The sequence below is a fragment of the Nocardia sp. NPDC005998 genome (assembly GCF_040614395.1).
In the GTDB taxonomy this organism is placed as follows: Bacteria; Actinomycetota; Actinomycetes; order Mycobacteriales; family Mycobacteriaceae; genus Nocardia.
Genome location: NZ_JBEXUI010000030.1, coordinates 34,231 through 49,719, shown reverse-complemented (window position 1 = coordinate 49,719; position 15,489 = coordinate 34,231). Strand labels below are relative to the sequence as shown.

12 protein-coding genes are annotated in these 15,489 nt (G+C 65.7%); 8 read left to right on the top strand and 4 right to left on the bottom strand.

Annotation, left to right across the window (positions count from 1 at the left end; translation table 11 throughout):
- Positions 1–64: 64 nt before the first annotated feature.
- The gene (locus ABZ293_RS30660) at positions 65–1,438 is read left to right on the top strand and encodes an FAD-dependent monooxygenase (protein WP_355186310.1); all 1,374 of its coding nucleotides are present in this window, start codon (positions 65–67) and stop codon (positions 1,436–1,438) included.
- A gap of 788 nt (positions 1,439–2,226) precedes the next feature.
- The gene (locus ABZ293_RS30655) at positions 2,227–3,456 is read left to right on the top strand and encodes a glycosyltransferase (RefSeq protein ID WP_355186309.1); all 1,230 of its coding nucleotides are present in this window, start codon (positions 2,227–2,229) and stop codon (positions 3,454–3,456) included.
- A 189-nt stretch (positions 3,457–3,645) separates the two neighbouring features.
- Here ABZ293_RS30655 and ABZ293_RS30650 read toward each other — a convergent pair whose 3' ends face one another.
- On the bottom strand, positions 3,646–5,196 hold the full coding sequence (locus ABZ293_RS30650) for an NAD(P)/FAD-dependent oxidoreductase (RefSeq protein WP_355186307.1): 1,551 nt from the start codon (positions 5,194–5,196) through the stop codon (positions 3,646–3,648).
- Positions 5,197–5,259: 63 nt separating this feature from the next.
- On the opposite strand from ABZ293_RS30650, the gene ABZ293_RS30645 reads away from it, so the two are divergent.
- From ABZ293_RS30645 to ABZ293_RS30630, 4 genes are all read left to right on the top strand, one after another.
- Positions 5,260–5,481, top strand: a complete 222-nt coding sequence (locus ABZ293_RS30645) for a hypothetical protein (RefSeq protein ID WP_355186305.1) — start codon at positions 5,260–5,262, stop codon at positions 5,479–5,481.
- A 48-nt stretch (positions 5,482–5,529) separates the two neighbouring features.
- Positions 5,530–6,951: an amino acid permease gene (locus tag ABZ293_RS30640; RefSeq protein ID WP_355186303.1), complete on the top strand. Its 1,422-nt coding sequence runs from the start codon at positions 5,530–5,532 to the stop codon at positions 6,949–6,951.
- A gap of 139 nt (positions 6,952–7,090) precedes the next feature.
- Positions 7,091–7,504: a nuclear transport factor 2 family protein gene (locus ABZ293_RS30635; protein WP_355186301.1), complete on the top strand. Its 414-nt coding sequence runs from the start codon at positions 7,091–7,093 to the stop codon at positions 7,502–7,504.
- Between the two features lie 104 nt (positions 7,505–7,608).
- On the top strand, positions 7,609–8,649 hold the full coding sequence (locus tag ABZ293_RS30630; RefSeq protein ID WP_355186299.1) for a crotonase/enoyl-CoA hydratase family protein: 1,041 nt from the start codon (positions 7,609–7,611) through the stop codon (positions 8,647–8,649).
- A gap of 33 nt (positions 8,650–8,682) precedes the next feature.
- Here the strand turns inward: ABZ293_RS30630 and ABZ293_RS30625 are convergent, their stop codons facing one another.
- Complete coding sequence (locus tag ABZ293_RS30625) at positions 8,683–10,071, bottom strand: hypothetical protein (protein WP_355186298.1); 1,389 nt, start codon at positions 10,069–10,071, stop codon at positions 8,683–8,685.
- 173 nt (positions 10,072–10,244) lie between these two features.
- Here ABZ293_RS30625 and ABZ293_RS30620 point away from each other — a divergent pair, with 173 nt between their 5' ends.
- Positions 10,245–11,816 carry an alpha/beta hydrolase gene (locus ABZ293_RS30620; RefSeq protein ID WP_355186296.1) on the top strand — a complete coding sequence of 524 codons (1,572 nt, stop codon included), beginning with the start codon at positions 10,245–10,247 and terminating at the stop codon, positions 11,814–11,816.
- Positions 11,817–11,834: 18 nt separating this feature from the next.
- On the opposite strand, the gene ABZ293_RS30615 is transcribed toward ABZ293_RS30620, so the two are convergent.
- Positions 11,835–13,949 (bottom strand): serine/threonine-protein kinase, encoded by a 2,115-nt coding sequence (locus ABZ293_RS30615; protein WP_355186294.1) that lies wholly within the window; start codon positions 13,947–13,949, stop codon positions 11,835–11,837.
- Between the two features lie 187 nt (positions 13,950–14,136).
- Between ABZ293_RS30615 and ABZ293_RS30610 the strand changes: the two genes are divergently transcribed.
- Entirely contained in the window at positions 14,137–14,745 is a 609-nt protein-coding gene (locus ABZ293_RS30610) for an HAD hydrolase-like protein (protein WP_355186292.1), read from the top strand.
- On the opposite strand, the gene ABZ293_RS30605 is transcribed toward ABZ293_RS30610, so the two are convergent.
- Positions 14,742–15,389, bottom strand: a complete 648-nt coding sequence (locus ABZ293_RS30605) for a TetR/AcrR family transcriptional regulator C-terminal domain-containing protein (RefSeq protein WP_355186290.1) — start codon at positions 15,387–15,389, stop codon at positions 14,742–14,744. The two genes, ABZ293_RS30610 and ABZ293_RS30605, sit on opposite strands and share 4 nt — an antisense overlap.
- Between the last annotated feature and the right edge of the window lie 100 nt (positions 15,390–15,489).

The window sequence follows — 15,489 nt, the reverse complement described above, 5'->3', positions numbered from 1 at the left end:
CTGACGATACATCGCATACTTCGATACACTGTATCGAGCAAGTCAGTGTATCGGAGGAGTTTCAATGAATCGGCAAACTGTCTCGACAGACGTTTTAATCGCAGGCGGCGGATCCGTAGGGTTGATGCTTGCGGTGCTGCTGCGCCACCACGGCATCAAACCCCTCGTTGTCGAGGCGAAGCCGGAGCTATCGCCGCACCCCAGGGCCAACGGCATCGGGTCGCGGTCGATGGAGATCCTGCGCGAGGTCGGCCTGGAGCGCGCGGTCAACGAGGCCGCGGTCGACCTGCAGGCAGGGAAGATCACGGGGCGCACGCTCGCCGAGGCCGACTTCACCGAAGGCGTCGAATGGAAGGTGAAAACCGCGGCCGAGCTCACCTACACACCGGCCCGGATCCGCGGCACCTGCGCACAGAGCCGACTCGACCGTGTGCTGATCACCAGGGCAGGTGAGGTGGAATTCGGCGTGGCGCTCGACTCGTTCGAGCAGGACCCCGGCGGCATCACCGCGACACTGTCCGACGGGCGCATCGTGCGCACGCACTACCTGGTAGGGGCCGACGGGGTACGCAGCCGCGTCCGGCAAGTCCTGGGTATTGGGGTCACCGGTCCCGGTGCGATGGGTCCGGAGACGACAAGTGTCCTATTCGACGCTGATCTGCATCCGCGACAGCCGTTCGCGATGTGCCACATCGAGCATCCGGACGCGCCCGGCCTGCTGGTGACCGTCGACGGCGAACGCGAATGGGTGTTCCTCACTCCCCTCGACACGGAGCCGACGCCCGACCTCATCCACACCGCGCTCGGCGACCCATCGGTCGAGGTGAACATCCGCAGCGTGCTGAAGTTCCGGGGCCGCGGCCAGGTGGCCGACCAACTCTCCGTCGGACGAGTCTTTCTGGTGGGCGACGCGGCCCACGCGATCCCACCTTCGGGCGCGTTCGGGTTGAACTCCGGCATCGCCGACGCGCACAATCTGGCATGGAAGCTCGCACACGTCCTGCGCGGTGACGCCGGGCAAGAACTGCTGGAGACATATCACACCGAACGCCATCCGGTGGCCTTGATGACCATGGAGCAGGCACACCTGCGGTTCCACAATCCGTCCTTGCACTGGGGCAAGGACATGGCAGAGGCACGCAAGGCAGCAGGGGCGATCAACGCACCGGTGGTCCACATGGGCTACCGGTACGGCAGCACCGAACTCCCCTCCACCGAAGACGTCACCCGCAACCTCGACGGGTCGCCAGGGTCGCGCCTACCGCACATGTGGGTGCGCGACGGAGTATCCACGCTGGACCTCGTCGGATCGCAATGGTGCGTACTCACCGCCGATCCCGCCGTGACGGCCGACGTTCCGGTACACGTTGTGCCCGACTGGCCCTACGGGACACTACTGGTCCGCCCAGACCGCATCGTGAGCCGTTCGTCCGTCTAGCGCGCCGCCTTCGGACAGGTGGCGAGCATGTCGCGGAGGCCCTTCTTCTCCTGCGACGGTGTCCAACACGAAGCCATCCCGTCGCGACTCGAGAGGAGGTCGGCGCAGCAATGCGCGCCCTTACCGACCAAAGTACGAACGACGTCGCTGGGCGTAGAGGTGTTCCGTTGGCCGATCCACCAACGGAACACCACGACGTGGCGATCGCACCAGCGAAGGCATGGCCAGGCCCGCGCGAAAGACGCCTCGAGGGCAGACAGCCGAAACTGCCTCTCGCAGTACGCAAGACGATCCACCGCTGCTACCACGCCCCAGACGACGACGCCAGTCTCGCCGACGAATACAGGGTCGGCCGCTCCAGCATCCACCGCATCATCAGCGGCCCCACACCGCGGACATAGCCCACCCACACCCGAAGTCACTGTCAGTTACCAGATTACGCCGGGCCTGCACACCACTCAGGCGACGGCGCCCCGGTTCTACCGCCACTGACCAGCGGCTTTTCGTCGGATTTCGGCGAATTACTACCGGTACCCGAAAGCGCGCAACTTGCTGTACGAAATCCACTGCAACGCAACGGATCTGCCGAGCACCGAGCACGCGACGATGCACAGGGGACGAGGCCGCAGGTTGGCGAGAAGGCTATCCGTGCCCAGCGGATAAGAAGATCGAAGAACCCCTTCCCCCTTTCAACGTATAGCGCACCCGGGGGCTTGCGGCAAGACCCGGGTCGTGGCCCATCATTGTCGGCCGAAGGCCAGGAACTGCGGAAATGGGAGATTCGCGAAGTGCGTGTGCTGTTGACGACATGGGGATCACGCGGGGATGTCGAACCACTGGTGGGGCTCGCGGTGGCGTTGCGAGGGCTCGGTGCGGAGGCGCGGGTGTGCGCGCCGCCGGACGAGGATTTTGCGGCGCTGCTGGCGCGGGTCGGTTTGCCGCTGGTGCCGCTCGGGCCGACGGTGCGCTCGGTGGTCGCGGGCACGAAGCCGCCGACCGCGGAAGATGCGTTCCGGCTCGCTCCCGAGCTGGTCGCCGCGCGGTTCGACACGTTCACCGCAGCCGCCGAAGGATGTGACGCGCTGCTGGCAACCGGCCTGATGCCAGCTGGCGCACCCGACGTGGCCGAGAAACTGGGCATCCGCTACGTGTACGGGTGCTACCACCTCGCCGGACTGCCGTCGCGGCACTTCTCACCAGGCGCGCGGCCGGGCAAGCAGTCCCCGCAGGACGAGACCGACAGGCGGGTGCTGTGGGAGCAGGACGCCCAGCGGGTGAACACCTTGTACGGTCCGGCGCTCAACAGCCATCGGGCGGCGATCGGCCTGCCGCCGGTGGACAACGTTCGCGACCACGTCTTCACCGACCAGCCGTGGCTGGCAGCGGACGCAACGCTGTGCCCGTCGCACGGCATGACGGACCTCGACATCGTGCAGACCGGGGCGTGGATCCTGCCCGACGACCGTCCGCTCCCGGAAGAGCTGGAGGCGTTCCTCGACGCGGGTGAACCACCGGTGTACGTGGGCTTCGGCAGCATGGCCGCGCACGCCCCGAAGGACATCGCCCGGGTGGCCATCGAAGCGAGTCGCGCGCTCGGCCACCGCGTCCTCCTCGCGCGTGGGTGGGCCGAGCTGGCCCTGATCGACGACGCCGACGACTGTTTCGCCGTCGGGGAGGTCAACCAGCAGGCGCTGTTCGGCCGGGTGGCCGCGGTCGTGCACCACGGCGGCGCGGGTACCACGACGACGGCCGCCCGAGTCGGAGCGCCCCAGGTGGTAGTCCCGCAGATCGCGGACCAGCCGTACTGGGCCGGTCGGGTGGCCGAGCTCGGCATCGGCGCGGCACACGACGGCCGGACGCCGACCCTTGACTCCCTGTCGGCTGCGTTCGATGTCGCCCTGGCCGCCGAGACCCGAGCGCGGGCAAGGGCCGTGGCCGATACGATCCGCACCGACGGGGCGACGGTGGCCGCGAAAATGCTCCTGGACACGACCGAAGGGAACGGGTCCGTGGGCTGATCGCCCGGCGGCCGCGCGGGGCAGGCCCTCCGCCTGTCCGCGCGGCCATCCGGGGACCATCGAGCCCGTTTGAGGGCCCCTTCTTGTGGCGGCGGCCGAACAGACCCTGCGGCGCGCATCAGCCGACAGGGACCGCAATCCAACGCCTGGGCGTATCTGGACGCCGAATGGCAACGGCCGAAAGAGCTTTCACGCGCTGCGGGAGACGACGACGGCCGCGCCCTGGGCGATCAGCTTGCGGGCCTGGCCGGTCAGCTTGCGACCGGGACGGGCGGAGTCTGCCGCACCGTCGAACGTGAGAACCCCGTCCTCCAGCGGCGCCTTGCGCAGTAGCGCGCGATCGCGGAAGTAGTTGTTGACCACCTGCCACGGACCCCGGCTGCCTTGCCGCGGCATCACGCCGTCGCCGCGCTGGATATAGCCGGAGGTCAGCGCGCCGCCCATCACCGATTGCTCGGAGCGGTCGGCGTCCTCGGCGACCGCGACCACCTTCGTGAAGCCGTGCGACTTCATGTGGTTGAGGATTCGGCAGAAGTATTCGGCGGCCAGATCCGCCTTCAGGGTCCAGGATGCGTTCGTGTAGCCGAGCACCAGCATCGCATTGGGGATGCCGTCGAGCAGGGTGCCCTTGTAGACCACCCGCTCGCGGGTCAGCACGGGTTCGCCGTCCACTTCCAGCGTCGCGCCGCCCAGGATCTGCACGGTCAGGCCGGTCGCGCTGATCACGATATCGGCGGGTAGCTCCTCACCGGATGCCAAGCGGATACCGGTTTCGGTGAAGGTGTCGATGTGGTCGGTGGCGATCGATGCCTTGCCGCTGCGCAGCACCTTGAACAGGTCACCGTTGGGGACCACGCAGAGCCGCTGATCCCACGGGTTGTAGGACGGCGTGAAATGCCGCATGTCGATGTCCTTGCCGATCTGCATGCGCACGGCGCCGAGGAACAGCTTCTTGGCCAGTTCGGGATTGGTGCGCGACAGCTGGAAACTGGCCCGCTGCAGGGCGATATTGCGCGCCCGTCCCGCTCGGTAGGCGATCTTCTCCGGCACCCGCGCCAGCTTCATCCCGACCGCGACCGGGTCGTCAGCAGGCAATGCGGTGATATAGGTGGGTGAGCGCTGCAGCATGGTGATGTGCGCGGTGTCGTCGGCCATCGCCGGAATCAAGGTGATCGCGGTGGCGCCGCTGCCGATCACCACGACGCGCTTGCCGCGGTAATCCAGATCCTGCGGCCAGTGCTGCGGGTGCACGATCGGCCCGCGGAAGTTCTCCTCGCCGGGAAATTCCGGGCGGTACCCATTGTCGTAGTCGTAGTAGCCGGTGCAGCCGACCAGGAAGTCACTGGTGAAGATCTCCGTCTCGCCGGTCCGCTCGTCGAGCGCCTCGACGGTCCATTGTCCGGCCTCGCTCGACCAGCTGGCCCTGGTCATCTTGCGCCCGAAGTGAATGTGCTCGGTGACGCCGTACTCCGCGGCGGTGTCCTCGATGTACTGGCGGATATGCGGTCCATCGGCGAGCACCTTGGTGCCGATCCAGGGGCGAAAGCCGAAGCCGAAGGTGTACATATCGGAATCGGAGCGGATGCCCGGGTACCGGAACAGATCCCAGGTACCGCCGATGGCACGGCGGCGCTCCAGGATGGCGTAACTGCGTCCGGTCCGCTCGCGGGTGAGATGGCAGGCCATCCCGATGCCGGACAGACCCGCGCCGATGATCAGTACGTCGACATGCCGCGTCATTGAGGTATCCGTTTCGTCTGGTCTCGCCCGGGCACCCTTGTCCGAGGATCCCCACGAGGATACGTGTTATCGACGGTAACGTCTAATGTCCTGCTTTCCAACCGCCGCAACCAGCTGCGCATCGACGCTTGCCCGAAAATTGCCCCGATGCTGGATTTCGCCGCATGCAATACCGCGCCTGGCGCGCAACCGCACGGCACGCATATTTGCACCGGTGGTTGCCTGTCGATCGCCCACAACCGCCCCGGCGTCAACCTCGTCGACTCCGCCGATCAGAATGGATAGCCGACTCCGTCCCGTCGGCCGGAGCCAGAGCACGCAGTGAGGGAGTTCATGACCAGCGCAACCCGATGGCGCCGCCGCCTGCCCGACTCCGCGACCAGCCAGGAATCCGGGGCGACCCTCGAGCGCAGCCTTGGTCGCATCGATCTCACCGCGATGGGGGTCGGCACCATTGTCGGCGCGGGCATCTTCGTCATCACCGGAGTCGCCGCCGCCGAGAAGGCCGGGCCCTCGATCGTGCTGTCGTTCCTGCTCGCCGGCACAGTCTGCGTGCTGGTCGCACTCTGCTATAGCGAACTCGCGGCCATGGCGCCGGTCTCCGGCAGTGCCTATACCTATACCTACGCCACCCTCGGCGAAGGTCCGGCATTCCTGGTCGGCTGGAATCTGCTGCTCGAATTCGTCATCGCAGGCGCGGCCGTGGCGATCGGCTGGTCCGGCAGCGTGGTATCGGCGCTGGACACTATGTTCGGCATCACCCTGCCCACCGCGATTACTGCGGGTCCGTCCGAGGGCGGCATCGTCAATCTGCCCGCCGTACTGGTCATCGCCGCTATCGTTGCGGTGCTCGTCGGCGAGGTGAGCCTGACAGCCCGGATCACCAAGGCGCTGGTCGCCGTCACGATCGGGGTGCTGGTCCTGGTCGTCGCGATCGGCGCACCACATATCGATATCGGCAATTGGACCCCGTTCACACCCTTCGGATTCGGCGGCATTGTCGGCGGCGCCGCCATCGCGTTCTTCGCCTTCCTCGGATTCGACGTGGTCGCCGCGTCCGCCGAGGAGGCGCGCAATCCGCGCCGCGATATCCCGTTTGCGATCATCGGCACCGTCCTCATCGCGACGCTGCTCTACGCACTGGTGAGCGCGGTGCTCACCGGCATCGCACCGTTCGCGAGCCTGAACAACGCGTCGCCGATCGCGACTGCCTTCGGCAATCTGCACATCGGCTGGATCGGCAATGTCATTGTGATCGCCTCGATCATCGCGCTCACCAAGGGCCTGCTGTTGATCGTCTACGCACAGGTCCGGCTGATGTTCGCGATGTGCCGCGACAGACTGCTGCCGCGCGGACTCGCCCAAACCGGTAAGCGCGCTACCCCGGTCCGGCTGACACTGCTGCTCGGCGTGGTGTGCGCGACCATCGCCGGTCTGCTGCCGATCGATATCGTGGTGGAATTGGTGAATATCGGCGCGCTTTCGGCCTTCGCCGTCGTCTGCGTCGGCGTCCTGGTCCTGCGCAAGCTGGAACCGAATCGGGAACGCCCGTTCCGCACCCCGCTGGTACCGCTGGTGCCGATTCTCGCGCTCATCGGCTGTGTACTGCTGGCAACCACCTTGGACGGGCTGACCTGGGTGCGGTTCGCGGTCTGGGTAATTGTCGGTATCGCGGTCTACCTGGGCTACAGTCGCAAACGCTCCACTTTGGCAACTCCAGCCATAACCGTCTCAACGGTTTCTGCCGACCGGTAGCCGGTGCGAATTTCGCCATTGGGATTCTGCACGAATGCATTCCGAGTCATTGCGTCGCGCAGACGAATTCGGCACGCTCTCTGAGTAAGAGCCACGGCCTATACCCGCGCGGCCGTGCCGGAAAGGACGACGACCCGATATGTCCGATGACGAAAAGCAGATCCGGATCCTGATCGAGCGGTGGGCGGCGGCGGTTCATACCGGTGATCTGGCCGGAGCGCTCACCGATCACGCCGACGATATCGTCATGTTCGACGTGCCCCCGCCGAACGAGGGTGTGCGCGGTATCGACGCGTATCGGGATGTCTGGCCCGGCTTCTTCGAATGGCAGGCATCGGGTGCGACATTCGACATCGTGTCGCTCGAGGTCGTCGCCGGTGCGGATGTGGCCTTCGCGTACGCGCTGCTTTTGTGCGGTACGGCGGAGGATTTCGCGCGCGACCCGGCCAAGCGGCTGCGGATAACGTTCGGCCTGCGCAAAGAGCACGGCCGCTGGGTCGTGGTGCACGAACACCATTCTTTCCCCGACGACAGCGCCGCACCCGAGGTCTGAGACGACCCCGGTTCGCTACGGTGACATCGAGCGCAACGATGCACCGGCCGCCAGTGCCAGCATCGTTGCCGAGAGCGCGGCATCGAGTGCACCGGGAGTTCCACGTGAATCAGCCTGATAACGACGCCTTTTCCAACCATGCGGGCACCCGCCCCGCCGCCTGGTACGAGAACTGGACGGAGGTCCCCGATTCGCCGTGGCGGGATCGGCCCGAGCCGGGCGGCGAACGGGAATACCGCACGCTCACCTACGAACGCGATGGGCGCATAGCGCGCATCACCTTCAACCGTCCGGAGAAGGGCAATACGATCACCCCGGATACCCCGGTCGATCTCGCGCACGCGGTAGAGCGCGCCGACCTGGATCCGCGGGTGCACGTGATCCTGGTATCCGGACGGGGCAAGGGCTTCTGCGGCGGCTATGACCTGGATATGTTCGCCGAACAGGGCAGCCACGGTGTCGATGGTTCGACCGACACCACCGGCACCGTGGCCGATCCGGTGGTGCAGGCGGTCAATCACAATCCCTGGGGCACCTGGGATCCGATGATCGACTACGCCATGATGAGTCGGTTCAACCGCGGATTCGCCAGCCTCATGAATGCCAATAAGCCGACGGTCGCCAAACTGCACGGCTTCGCCATCGCGGGCGGCACCGATATCGCGCTCTACTCCGACCAGATCATCTGCGCCGACGACACCAAGATCGGCTACCCGCCGACCCGGGTCTGGGGCATCCCGGCGGCGGGCATGTGGGCGCATCGCCTCGGCGATCAGCGTGCCAAGCGGCTGCTGTTCACCGGCGACTGCATCAGCGGGAAACAGGCCGAGGAATGGGGTCTCGCGGTCGAATCGTGTTCGGCCGATGAGCTCGACGAGCGCACCGAGGACTTGGTGGCCCGGATCGCGCGAATGCCGGTCAACCAACTGATGATGGCCAAACTCGCGCTGAATTCGGCGCTGCATTCGCAGGGTGTGACGAACTCGGCGATGATCAGCACCGTCTTCGACGGAATCTCCCGGCATACGCGCGAGGGTTACGCCTTCCAACTGCGTTCGGCCACCGTGGGTTTCCGCGAGGCCGTCCGCGAACGCGACGAACCGTTCGGCGACTACAAGCGGGCCCAGTTCCGCTCCGAGGAATAAGGATCGGGCGCTGATGCGCGGTCCGCCCCGGACTCAGCGGGTGTAGCGGTGTTTGACACCGAATGGGAAGTAGTCGGGGTCTCCGGTGGGACGCAGTTCGACGTGTGGGAGTTGACGTTCGGGTGGCACGTAATGTGCGTATTCGCTATTGCGGCGCAGCAGTTCATCGCGGATGGATGCGGCGACGCAGCGGGTGCGTTCGGGGGTGTTCGCCGCATCGGGGACCAGTTCGACGGTGACGCGCAGCATCCGGTCGTGGTCGGCGTTCTCCCACACCTCCAGCACGAATTTGCCCGTCACCCATTCACTGACTTCGGGCTGTTCCAGTCCGATCGTCACTGTCTCTGGAAAGACGTTCGCGCCGAATACCGATACCGCGTGCAGTGTGCGCCCGAATACGTACACGAACGGCAGTTCGGGCCCGGTATCGGTACCGAGATCGAGGCCGTGCGCGGCGCAGAACGCGAGCATATCGGCATGCGAGACCACCCCACCGTCATCGGCGATGTGATACCGGATCAGCGGAACTCCGGAGTCGGCGGTGAAGGCCAGTGTGCCGTCGACGGATTCGAAATATCGATCCGCCGGATCGTATTGCAGCAGCGTCGGCAGCCGCCGCGTGCCGAACAGTTCCACCCCGGCGGGATGCTCGCCCAGAAGTCTGCGGATCCGCACGCTCAACGGCGTCTCATTGCCGAGCACTCCCCCATCAGCGGTCCCATAGAGCGCGGCCACATCCCGTACCGGATCCAGACCCGCCCGCCGCGCCATCAGATCGCGCCACTGCTCGCTGATCACCTCACCGGCCAGCACAAGTTTGACTGCATAGCGCGACCATTCGATGCCAGCGCGCAGGCCGGTATCGATCACGTCCTTGAGAAACGGCGGATAGCCCAGCAGCACAACCTGATCGACATGCCCGCCCAACTCCGGGATCACTCGCAGGATCTCGGCCTTGTTATTACCCGGCGCGACGATCGTCAGCGGCAGATCCCCGGCCAACGCCCGCAGACACGACAGCGTGTACAGCCCGCCGACCCAGGTCCCGAGCGGAAAGCACACCACCGCCAGCGTGCGCGCCTGCGCGGCGCCGAATCCGTCGACGAGTACCTGCTCGAAGCGGCGCACCGATGCCGCCTCATCCGCGGCGGCGCGCGGCCAAAACGTCGGCGTACCAGTCGATCCCGAGGACACCGCGATCAGATCGCAATTGCTCAGATCACCGCCGCGGCATCGCTGCGGTAGCGGATAGCGCTGGTGATAGTTGGCCTTGGTCGTCAACGGCAGCTGCTGGAACGCCGCGGTATCGGTGATCTTCTCCGCATCGATACCGTGTTCATCGAGAAATGCCCGGTACGCGGGCACCGTGGCTGCGGTCCGCGCCACGAGTTCGAGAATTCGCTGATTCGGATCGGCTGTCATGTCCGACCTTTCTCCCCGTTCGCGGCATCCACGCTACCGGTGTCGCTTTCACGACATGCGCCACTGCCGGGATCAATAGTGGGAAGATGGTTTCATCGCCTTCGGCGTACGCCTCGCTGGAGGACAGACGCTGCGTCGGGGCAATCGCGCAGTAACCAGGGGGGTCCCACACCATGCGGTATCGGTATCGGATCTTCCCCGCGCTGGCCGCACTGCTGCTCATCACGACGGGCTGTGCGAGCCTGTTGACCGTGCCCGGCACGCCGGTGGTCGTGCAGCCGCTGCCGACGGTCGAGGCTTATATGGCCCAGCGCATCGACTGGCAGCCGTGCGAGAACGGCGCGGCCGAATGCGGTTCGATCCGAGTACCCGTGGACTATGCCGATCCCGGCGCTATGGCCATCGACATGCCGCTGATCCGACTGCGCGCTACCAATCCGGCGGCACGTCTCGGTGTTCTCACCGCGAATCCCGGCGGGCCCGGCGAATCCGGCTACGAACAGGTGCGTTACGCGCTGAATCCGAAGGATACGGGCCTGCGCAAATTCCGTATCCGCTACGACCTGGTCGGTTTCGATCCGCGCGGCGTCGGCCGCACCGCCGCGGTCAGCTGCCTCAGCGATAAGGAAATGGACGACTACCTCGCCACCGACTTCACCCCGACCGATGCGGCGGGCGTGCGCCAAGTCGCCGACGCGCATAAGCGCTATGCAGCCGCCTGCCTGCGCCATACGGGCAAAGTTCTCGGCTTCCTCGGCACCGAATTCGTTACGCAGGATATGGACATCATGCGTTCGGCCCTCGGCGAGGACAAGCTCAACTACTTCGGCTTTTCCTACGGCACCCGGCTCGGCCAGTACTACGCCGACCGGTTTCCGGCGCATGTCGGGCGCATGATGCTCGATTCGATCGACGATCCGAGCCGAACGACGGATCGCTGGGATTTCACCCCCGATCCCGAACCGCCGGATCCGACCCGGCTCTGGGCACAAGACCGGACCGTGCGCGACATGCTCAACGCCTGTGCCGCACGCCCGGATTGCCCACTTGACCACGATCCCGATATCGCCATGCGCAAGCTGCGCGAGTTGATCGATCGCGTGGACAAGAACCCGATTCCGACCAAGGACGGCCGCAAGCTCGGCTCGAATCTGGCGGTGCTCGGCATCTTCGAGGCTACCTATGACGAAGCAATCTGGCCGGTGTTCGAGCGGGCGTTCGCCGATGCGCTGCAGGGCGATGGCACCGGACTCGCCCGACTCGCCGACGGCTATGTCGGCCGTAGTAACACCGGCCGCTACACCTCCTCGCAACCCGCCTTCTGGGCGGTGCAGTGCGCCAACGATGATCCCAAGAGCTACCGCTCGAAGTCCGAGGAGCAGATTCTGGCCGAACTCCAGCACAATGCCGATCTGGCCGAGGTCACCTCGCCGCTGTTCGGCCGGAACCGGGCCTTCAGCGCACCGCTGTGCCTGTTCTGGCCGGTGCCGCCGACGAGCATGTCGAAGGCCGCGCACGCGATCGGCGCACCGACCATCGTGCTGCTCAACAACACCGGCGATCCGGCTACCCCGCTGACGGAGGCGCAGCATGTCGCCGAGGAACTCGCCGACGCGGTGCTCGTTGTCCGCAAACACGAGGGGCATATCGCCTTCGATAACGGCTCTGCCTGCATCGACGCCATCGCCGTCGGATACTTCTTCGACGGCGTGGTCCCCGACCGCGGCACCCGCTGCGACGACTGATTCCCTCGCGCCACAGAACTAGCGGAAGTGCTTATCGAACCAATTCAGCAGTTGGGCTTCGGTTTTCGGACCGGGAAGCGGATTCTCCGGTAGGAGTGTGCAGAATTGGGCAATCAGGTGTGCGTCGTCGTGCACGGCGACCAGACAGGTCCGGGTACCGAGTTTTGGATCGCTGTCCAGGAAGCAGAACAAGCGGCCGATCGGGTTGCTCGCTGTGCCCCATACGTCGTCGGCGCCGCCGCCGCCACCACAGACGTGTCCACCGAGCAGGCCGACGTCGGCTCGGTACAGGGTCTGGGCCGACTGGGTGTCGGGGAATCCGAAGAAGACGGCGGACGGATAATCGGCCGGCGTACTGCACTCGATGGCGGCGTTCACCGTGCCGCCGGGCGGGGACATGTGTGAACAGTTCGTCGGCCGATAGTCGTTGCCGAGCCGACTGAAGACCGCGCGGTCCTCCGGGGTGAAATAGTCCGGGTCACGGGCGGTTTCGTTGGTCAGGAACTGCGACCCGGTGAACTTGGCCAGGTAATCGCGCAGCGGTTCGTCACTCGGTGTCGGCCAGATGAAGAATGCCAGTGCCAGTTGGGTTTCATCGGTCATCAGCACGGATGGCTTCGGCGCGTTCGGTGTTTCCGCACGGTTGGCGACACAGGCCTTGCGGCCGATCTCCTTGCCATCGAGGATCGAGGGGCCGTCCGATCCGGCGGGGTCACCGGGGCAGTTCTTGGCCTGGAAGGTGCGCACCAGCAGGTTGTAGTAGTCGCGCAAGTCGTCGAGGCGGCGGAAACGCATGTATCGGGCCGCAGGTTCACTGGCCGCGGGGTGCTCGGCGCAGAAGATGACCGCGACGGTGGTGGAGGTGTCGGGCTGCTCGTGCTGGCAGGTGGAACGTTTGCGGCCGGTCTCGGCGACGATCTTCAGTAGGTCGATATCCGCGCCACGCAACGCGCTGGCATCGGCGAGCGCGGTACCTTTGCGATCACCGAGCAATGTCCACACCCCGAATCCGGTTCCGGCGGCGATGATGGCGGCGACGGTCAGGATGAGTGCGACGACGGCACGGCGACGCCGTCCGCGCTTCGGGGCACCTGTTTTCTGGTCGCCGGTGGACCGGGAATCGGTGGGCTGCGTCTCGGGATGGGCATGCTCTGCATCGAGGAGCCCGGCAGCGGGTGAATCACCCATTCCCCCTGTGGCATTCGATGTTCGATCAGCGACGGCATCGTGCACACCGGTGGCCGGTCCAGGCGTTACCGAGGTCTGTGTGCGCCCCTCGTCAAGGGCTGCGACGCTCGTCAGCGCCGCCTGTGCGGCGCTCGCGAGTTCACCGGCGGCGCCGAAACGTTCGCGCACATTTTTGGCCATGCCGCGGGCGACGACGGTATCGAGCGCGGGCGATACATTCGGCCGGATCATGCTCGGTCGCGGCACCGGCTCGAACAGATGCGCGCTGATGATCTGGGCATCGGTGCTACCTGGATAAGGCCTTGCGCCCGTGAGGCATTCGTACAGCACACACGCCAAGGAATAGACATCGACCGCGCGTGTGGTGTGCTCGGCCCGGAATCGCTCCGGCGCCATATAACTGAACGAACCGATCACCGCACCATGGGTCGTCAGCCGATGATCGGCACTCGAATGGGCGATACCGAAATCGACCAGATAGGCGAAGCCATCCGGCGTGAGCAGGATATTGTCCGGTTTGACATCACGGTGGACCAGTCCCTCAGCGTGCGCGGCATCCAATGCGGCGGCGATCTGACGGATCACCGAAACCGCATCCTCCGGCGCCATCGGCCCGTTGGTGCGCAACACCGACACCAGGCTGGCACCGTCCACCAATCGCATATCGATGTAGAGGTGGCCGTCGATCTCGCCGTAATCGTGAATCGGGATGACATGCGGTTCCCGCAGCCGCGCGGCGGCATCGGCCTCGCGCTGGAAGCGTTCGCGGTACCCATGGTCCAGCGCGAGCTTTTCCAGCAGCACCTTGATCGCGACAGTGCGGCGCTTGCGCATGTCGTAGGCCTGGTAGACCTCGCCCATGCCGCCGCGACCGATCAGCCGATCCAACCGGTAGTGCCCGAACAGCGACCCCACCACGAGTGGCTGGCCCTGCTGGCTCGTCATCTCGTCCTCCGCGATACAGACCGGAGCTGTTCGCTCGTCGGTCAACTGTAAATTCGCCCGCCGGTTCCATGAGCGGTTTCGCACCGACTGCGGGAATGTTCCCCTCCATTGATCTTCGCAGCGCCTGCGTTGGTTAACCAGTGGAGCCGCAGCGCCGTCGATCGGGCGCCGACGATAGGGTCCAATTGTGAGCTGGACCGTTGGCTTCGACCTCGATATGACGCTGATCGACTCTCGCCCGGGCGTGAGCAAGGCGATCGACCAGTTGGGTGCGGAGTTCGGGCTGGCGCTGCGTGGGGCCGAGTTCGCCGACCGGCTCGGTCCGCCGCTGGGGATGCTGCTGGCCGATGCCGGTGCGCCCCAGGAGTTGATTGCGCCGCTAGTGGCCCGCTACCGGGAGATCTATCCGTCGATCGTGCCCCACATTCCGGCCATGCCGGGTGCCGACGCCGCCCTTGCGGCGGTACGTGCGCGCGGCGGGCGGGTGCTCATCGTGACCGGTAAGCACGAGCCGCTGGCGCGACTGCACGTCGAAGAACTGGACTGGCGGATCGACGAGGTGGTCGGTGATCTCTGGTCGGACGGCAAGGCGGTCGCATTGCGCGAACACGGAGCCGATCTGTTCGTCGGCGATCACGAGGGCGATATGCGTGGCGCACGGGCAGCCGAGGTCTACGCGCTCGGGGTCACGACGGGTCCCTGCGATGCCGAGCAGTTGCGGGCCGCGGGAGCCGAATGCATTGTGCGCGATCTCAGCGAATTCCCGGACTGGCTGGCCGCGCACGGCCCGCGTTAACGTCCCCGCGCCGCGCCTTCCAGTTCCGCGAAGCGCAACGCCAATCCGTCCAGCAATGCGCGCAGCCCGGTCTCGAATGCGGCGTCATCAATATCGCGCTGGCGCCCCGACAGCAGATGCGCCTCGTCCAGATGCGGGTAGTTCCCGCGATAGACGGCCGCATCCTCGGGGAACCCGCCCGCGAACGATCCGAGCGTGGATCCGGTGACGAAGAACCGCATCAGCGCACCCACCTGGGTCGCATCTCGCCGCGGCCAGCCCGCCGCCACCAAACCTCCGAACACCGCATCGGCCTGCCGCAACGCGTTCGGTCGTCGGCCCATGCCGTGATTCAAGGCGGGCACCAACTTCGGGTGCGCCGCCAGCGCTGCGCGATACGATCTTGCCCAATCTCGCAGCGCAACTTGCCAATCCGAGATATCGGTGAACATCGACAGGTCGATCCGCCCGAGTACGGCGTCGACCATCGCGTCGAGCAGATCGTCCTTGGTGGCCACATGGTTGTAGAGCGAGGGGCCCTGTACGCCGAGTTCGGTGGCGAGTCTGCGGATCGATACCGCTTCCAGGCCTTCGGCATCAACCAGATCCAGCGCGGCCGACACGATGCGGTCGCGGCTGAGCAAGGGTCGACGCGGTCTGCCCAATGAAAACCTCCTGGTAGATCCAATCCAGTGTCGCACGGCGAATACCCGCGACAACAAACTTGCATCGTTAGTTTATCGAGGGTTAGCATGGCAGAAACTT

Bases quoted from the DNA above. Each gene is read 5' to 3' on its own strand.
- ABZ293_RS30650 (WP_355186307.1), bottom strand. From the start codon at position 5,196: ATGACGCGGCATGTCGACGTACTGATCATCGGCGCGGGTCTGTCCGGC.
- ABZ293_RS30625 (WP_355186298.1), bottom strand. From the start codon at position 10,071: ATGACAGCCGATCCGAATCAGCGAATTCTCGAACTCGTGGCGCGGACC.
- ABZ293_RS30620 (WP_355186296.1), top strand. From the start codon at position 10,245: ATGCGGTATCGGTATCGGATCTTCCCCGCGCTGGCCGCACTGCTGCTC.
- ABZ293_RS30635 (WP_355186301.1), top strand. From the start codon at position 7,091: ATGTCCGATGACGAAAAGCAGATCCGGATCCTGATCGAGCGGTGGGCG.
- ABZ293_RS30640 (WP_355186303.1), top strand. From the start codon at position 5,530: ATGACCAGCGCAACCCGATGGCGCCGCCGCCTGCCCGACTCCGCGACC.
- ABZ293_RS30615 (WP_355186294.1), bottom strand. From the start codon at position 13,949: ATGACGAGCCAGCAGGGCCAGCCACTCGTGGTGGGGTCGCTGTTCGGG.
- ABZ293_RS30660 (WP_355186310.1), top strand. From the start codon at position 65: ATGAATCGGCAAACTGTCTCGACAGACGTTTTAATCGCAGGCGGCGGA.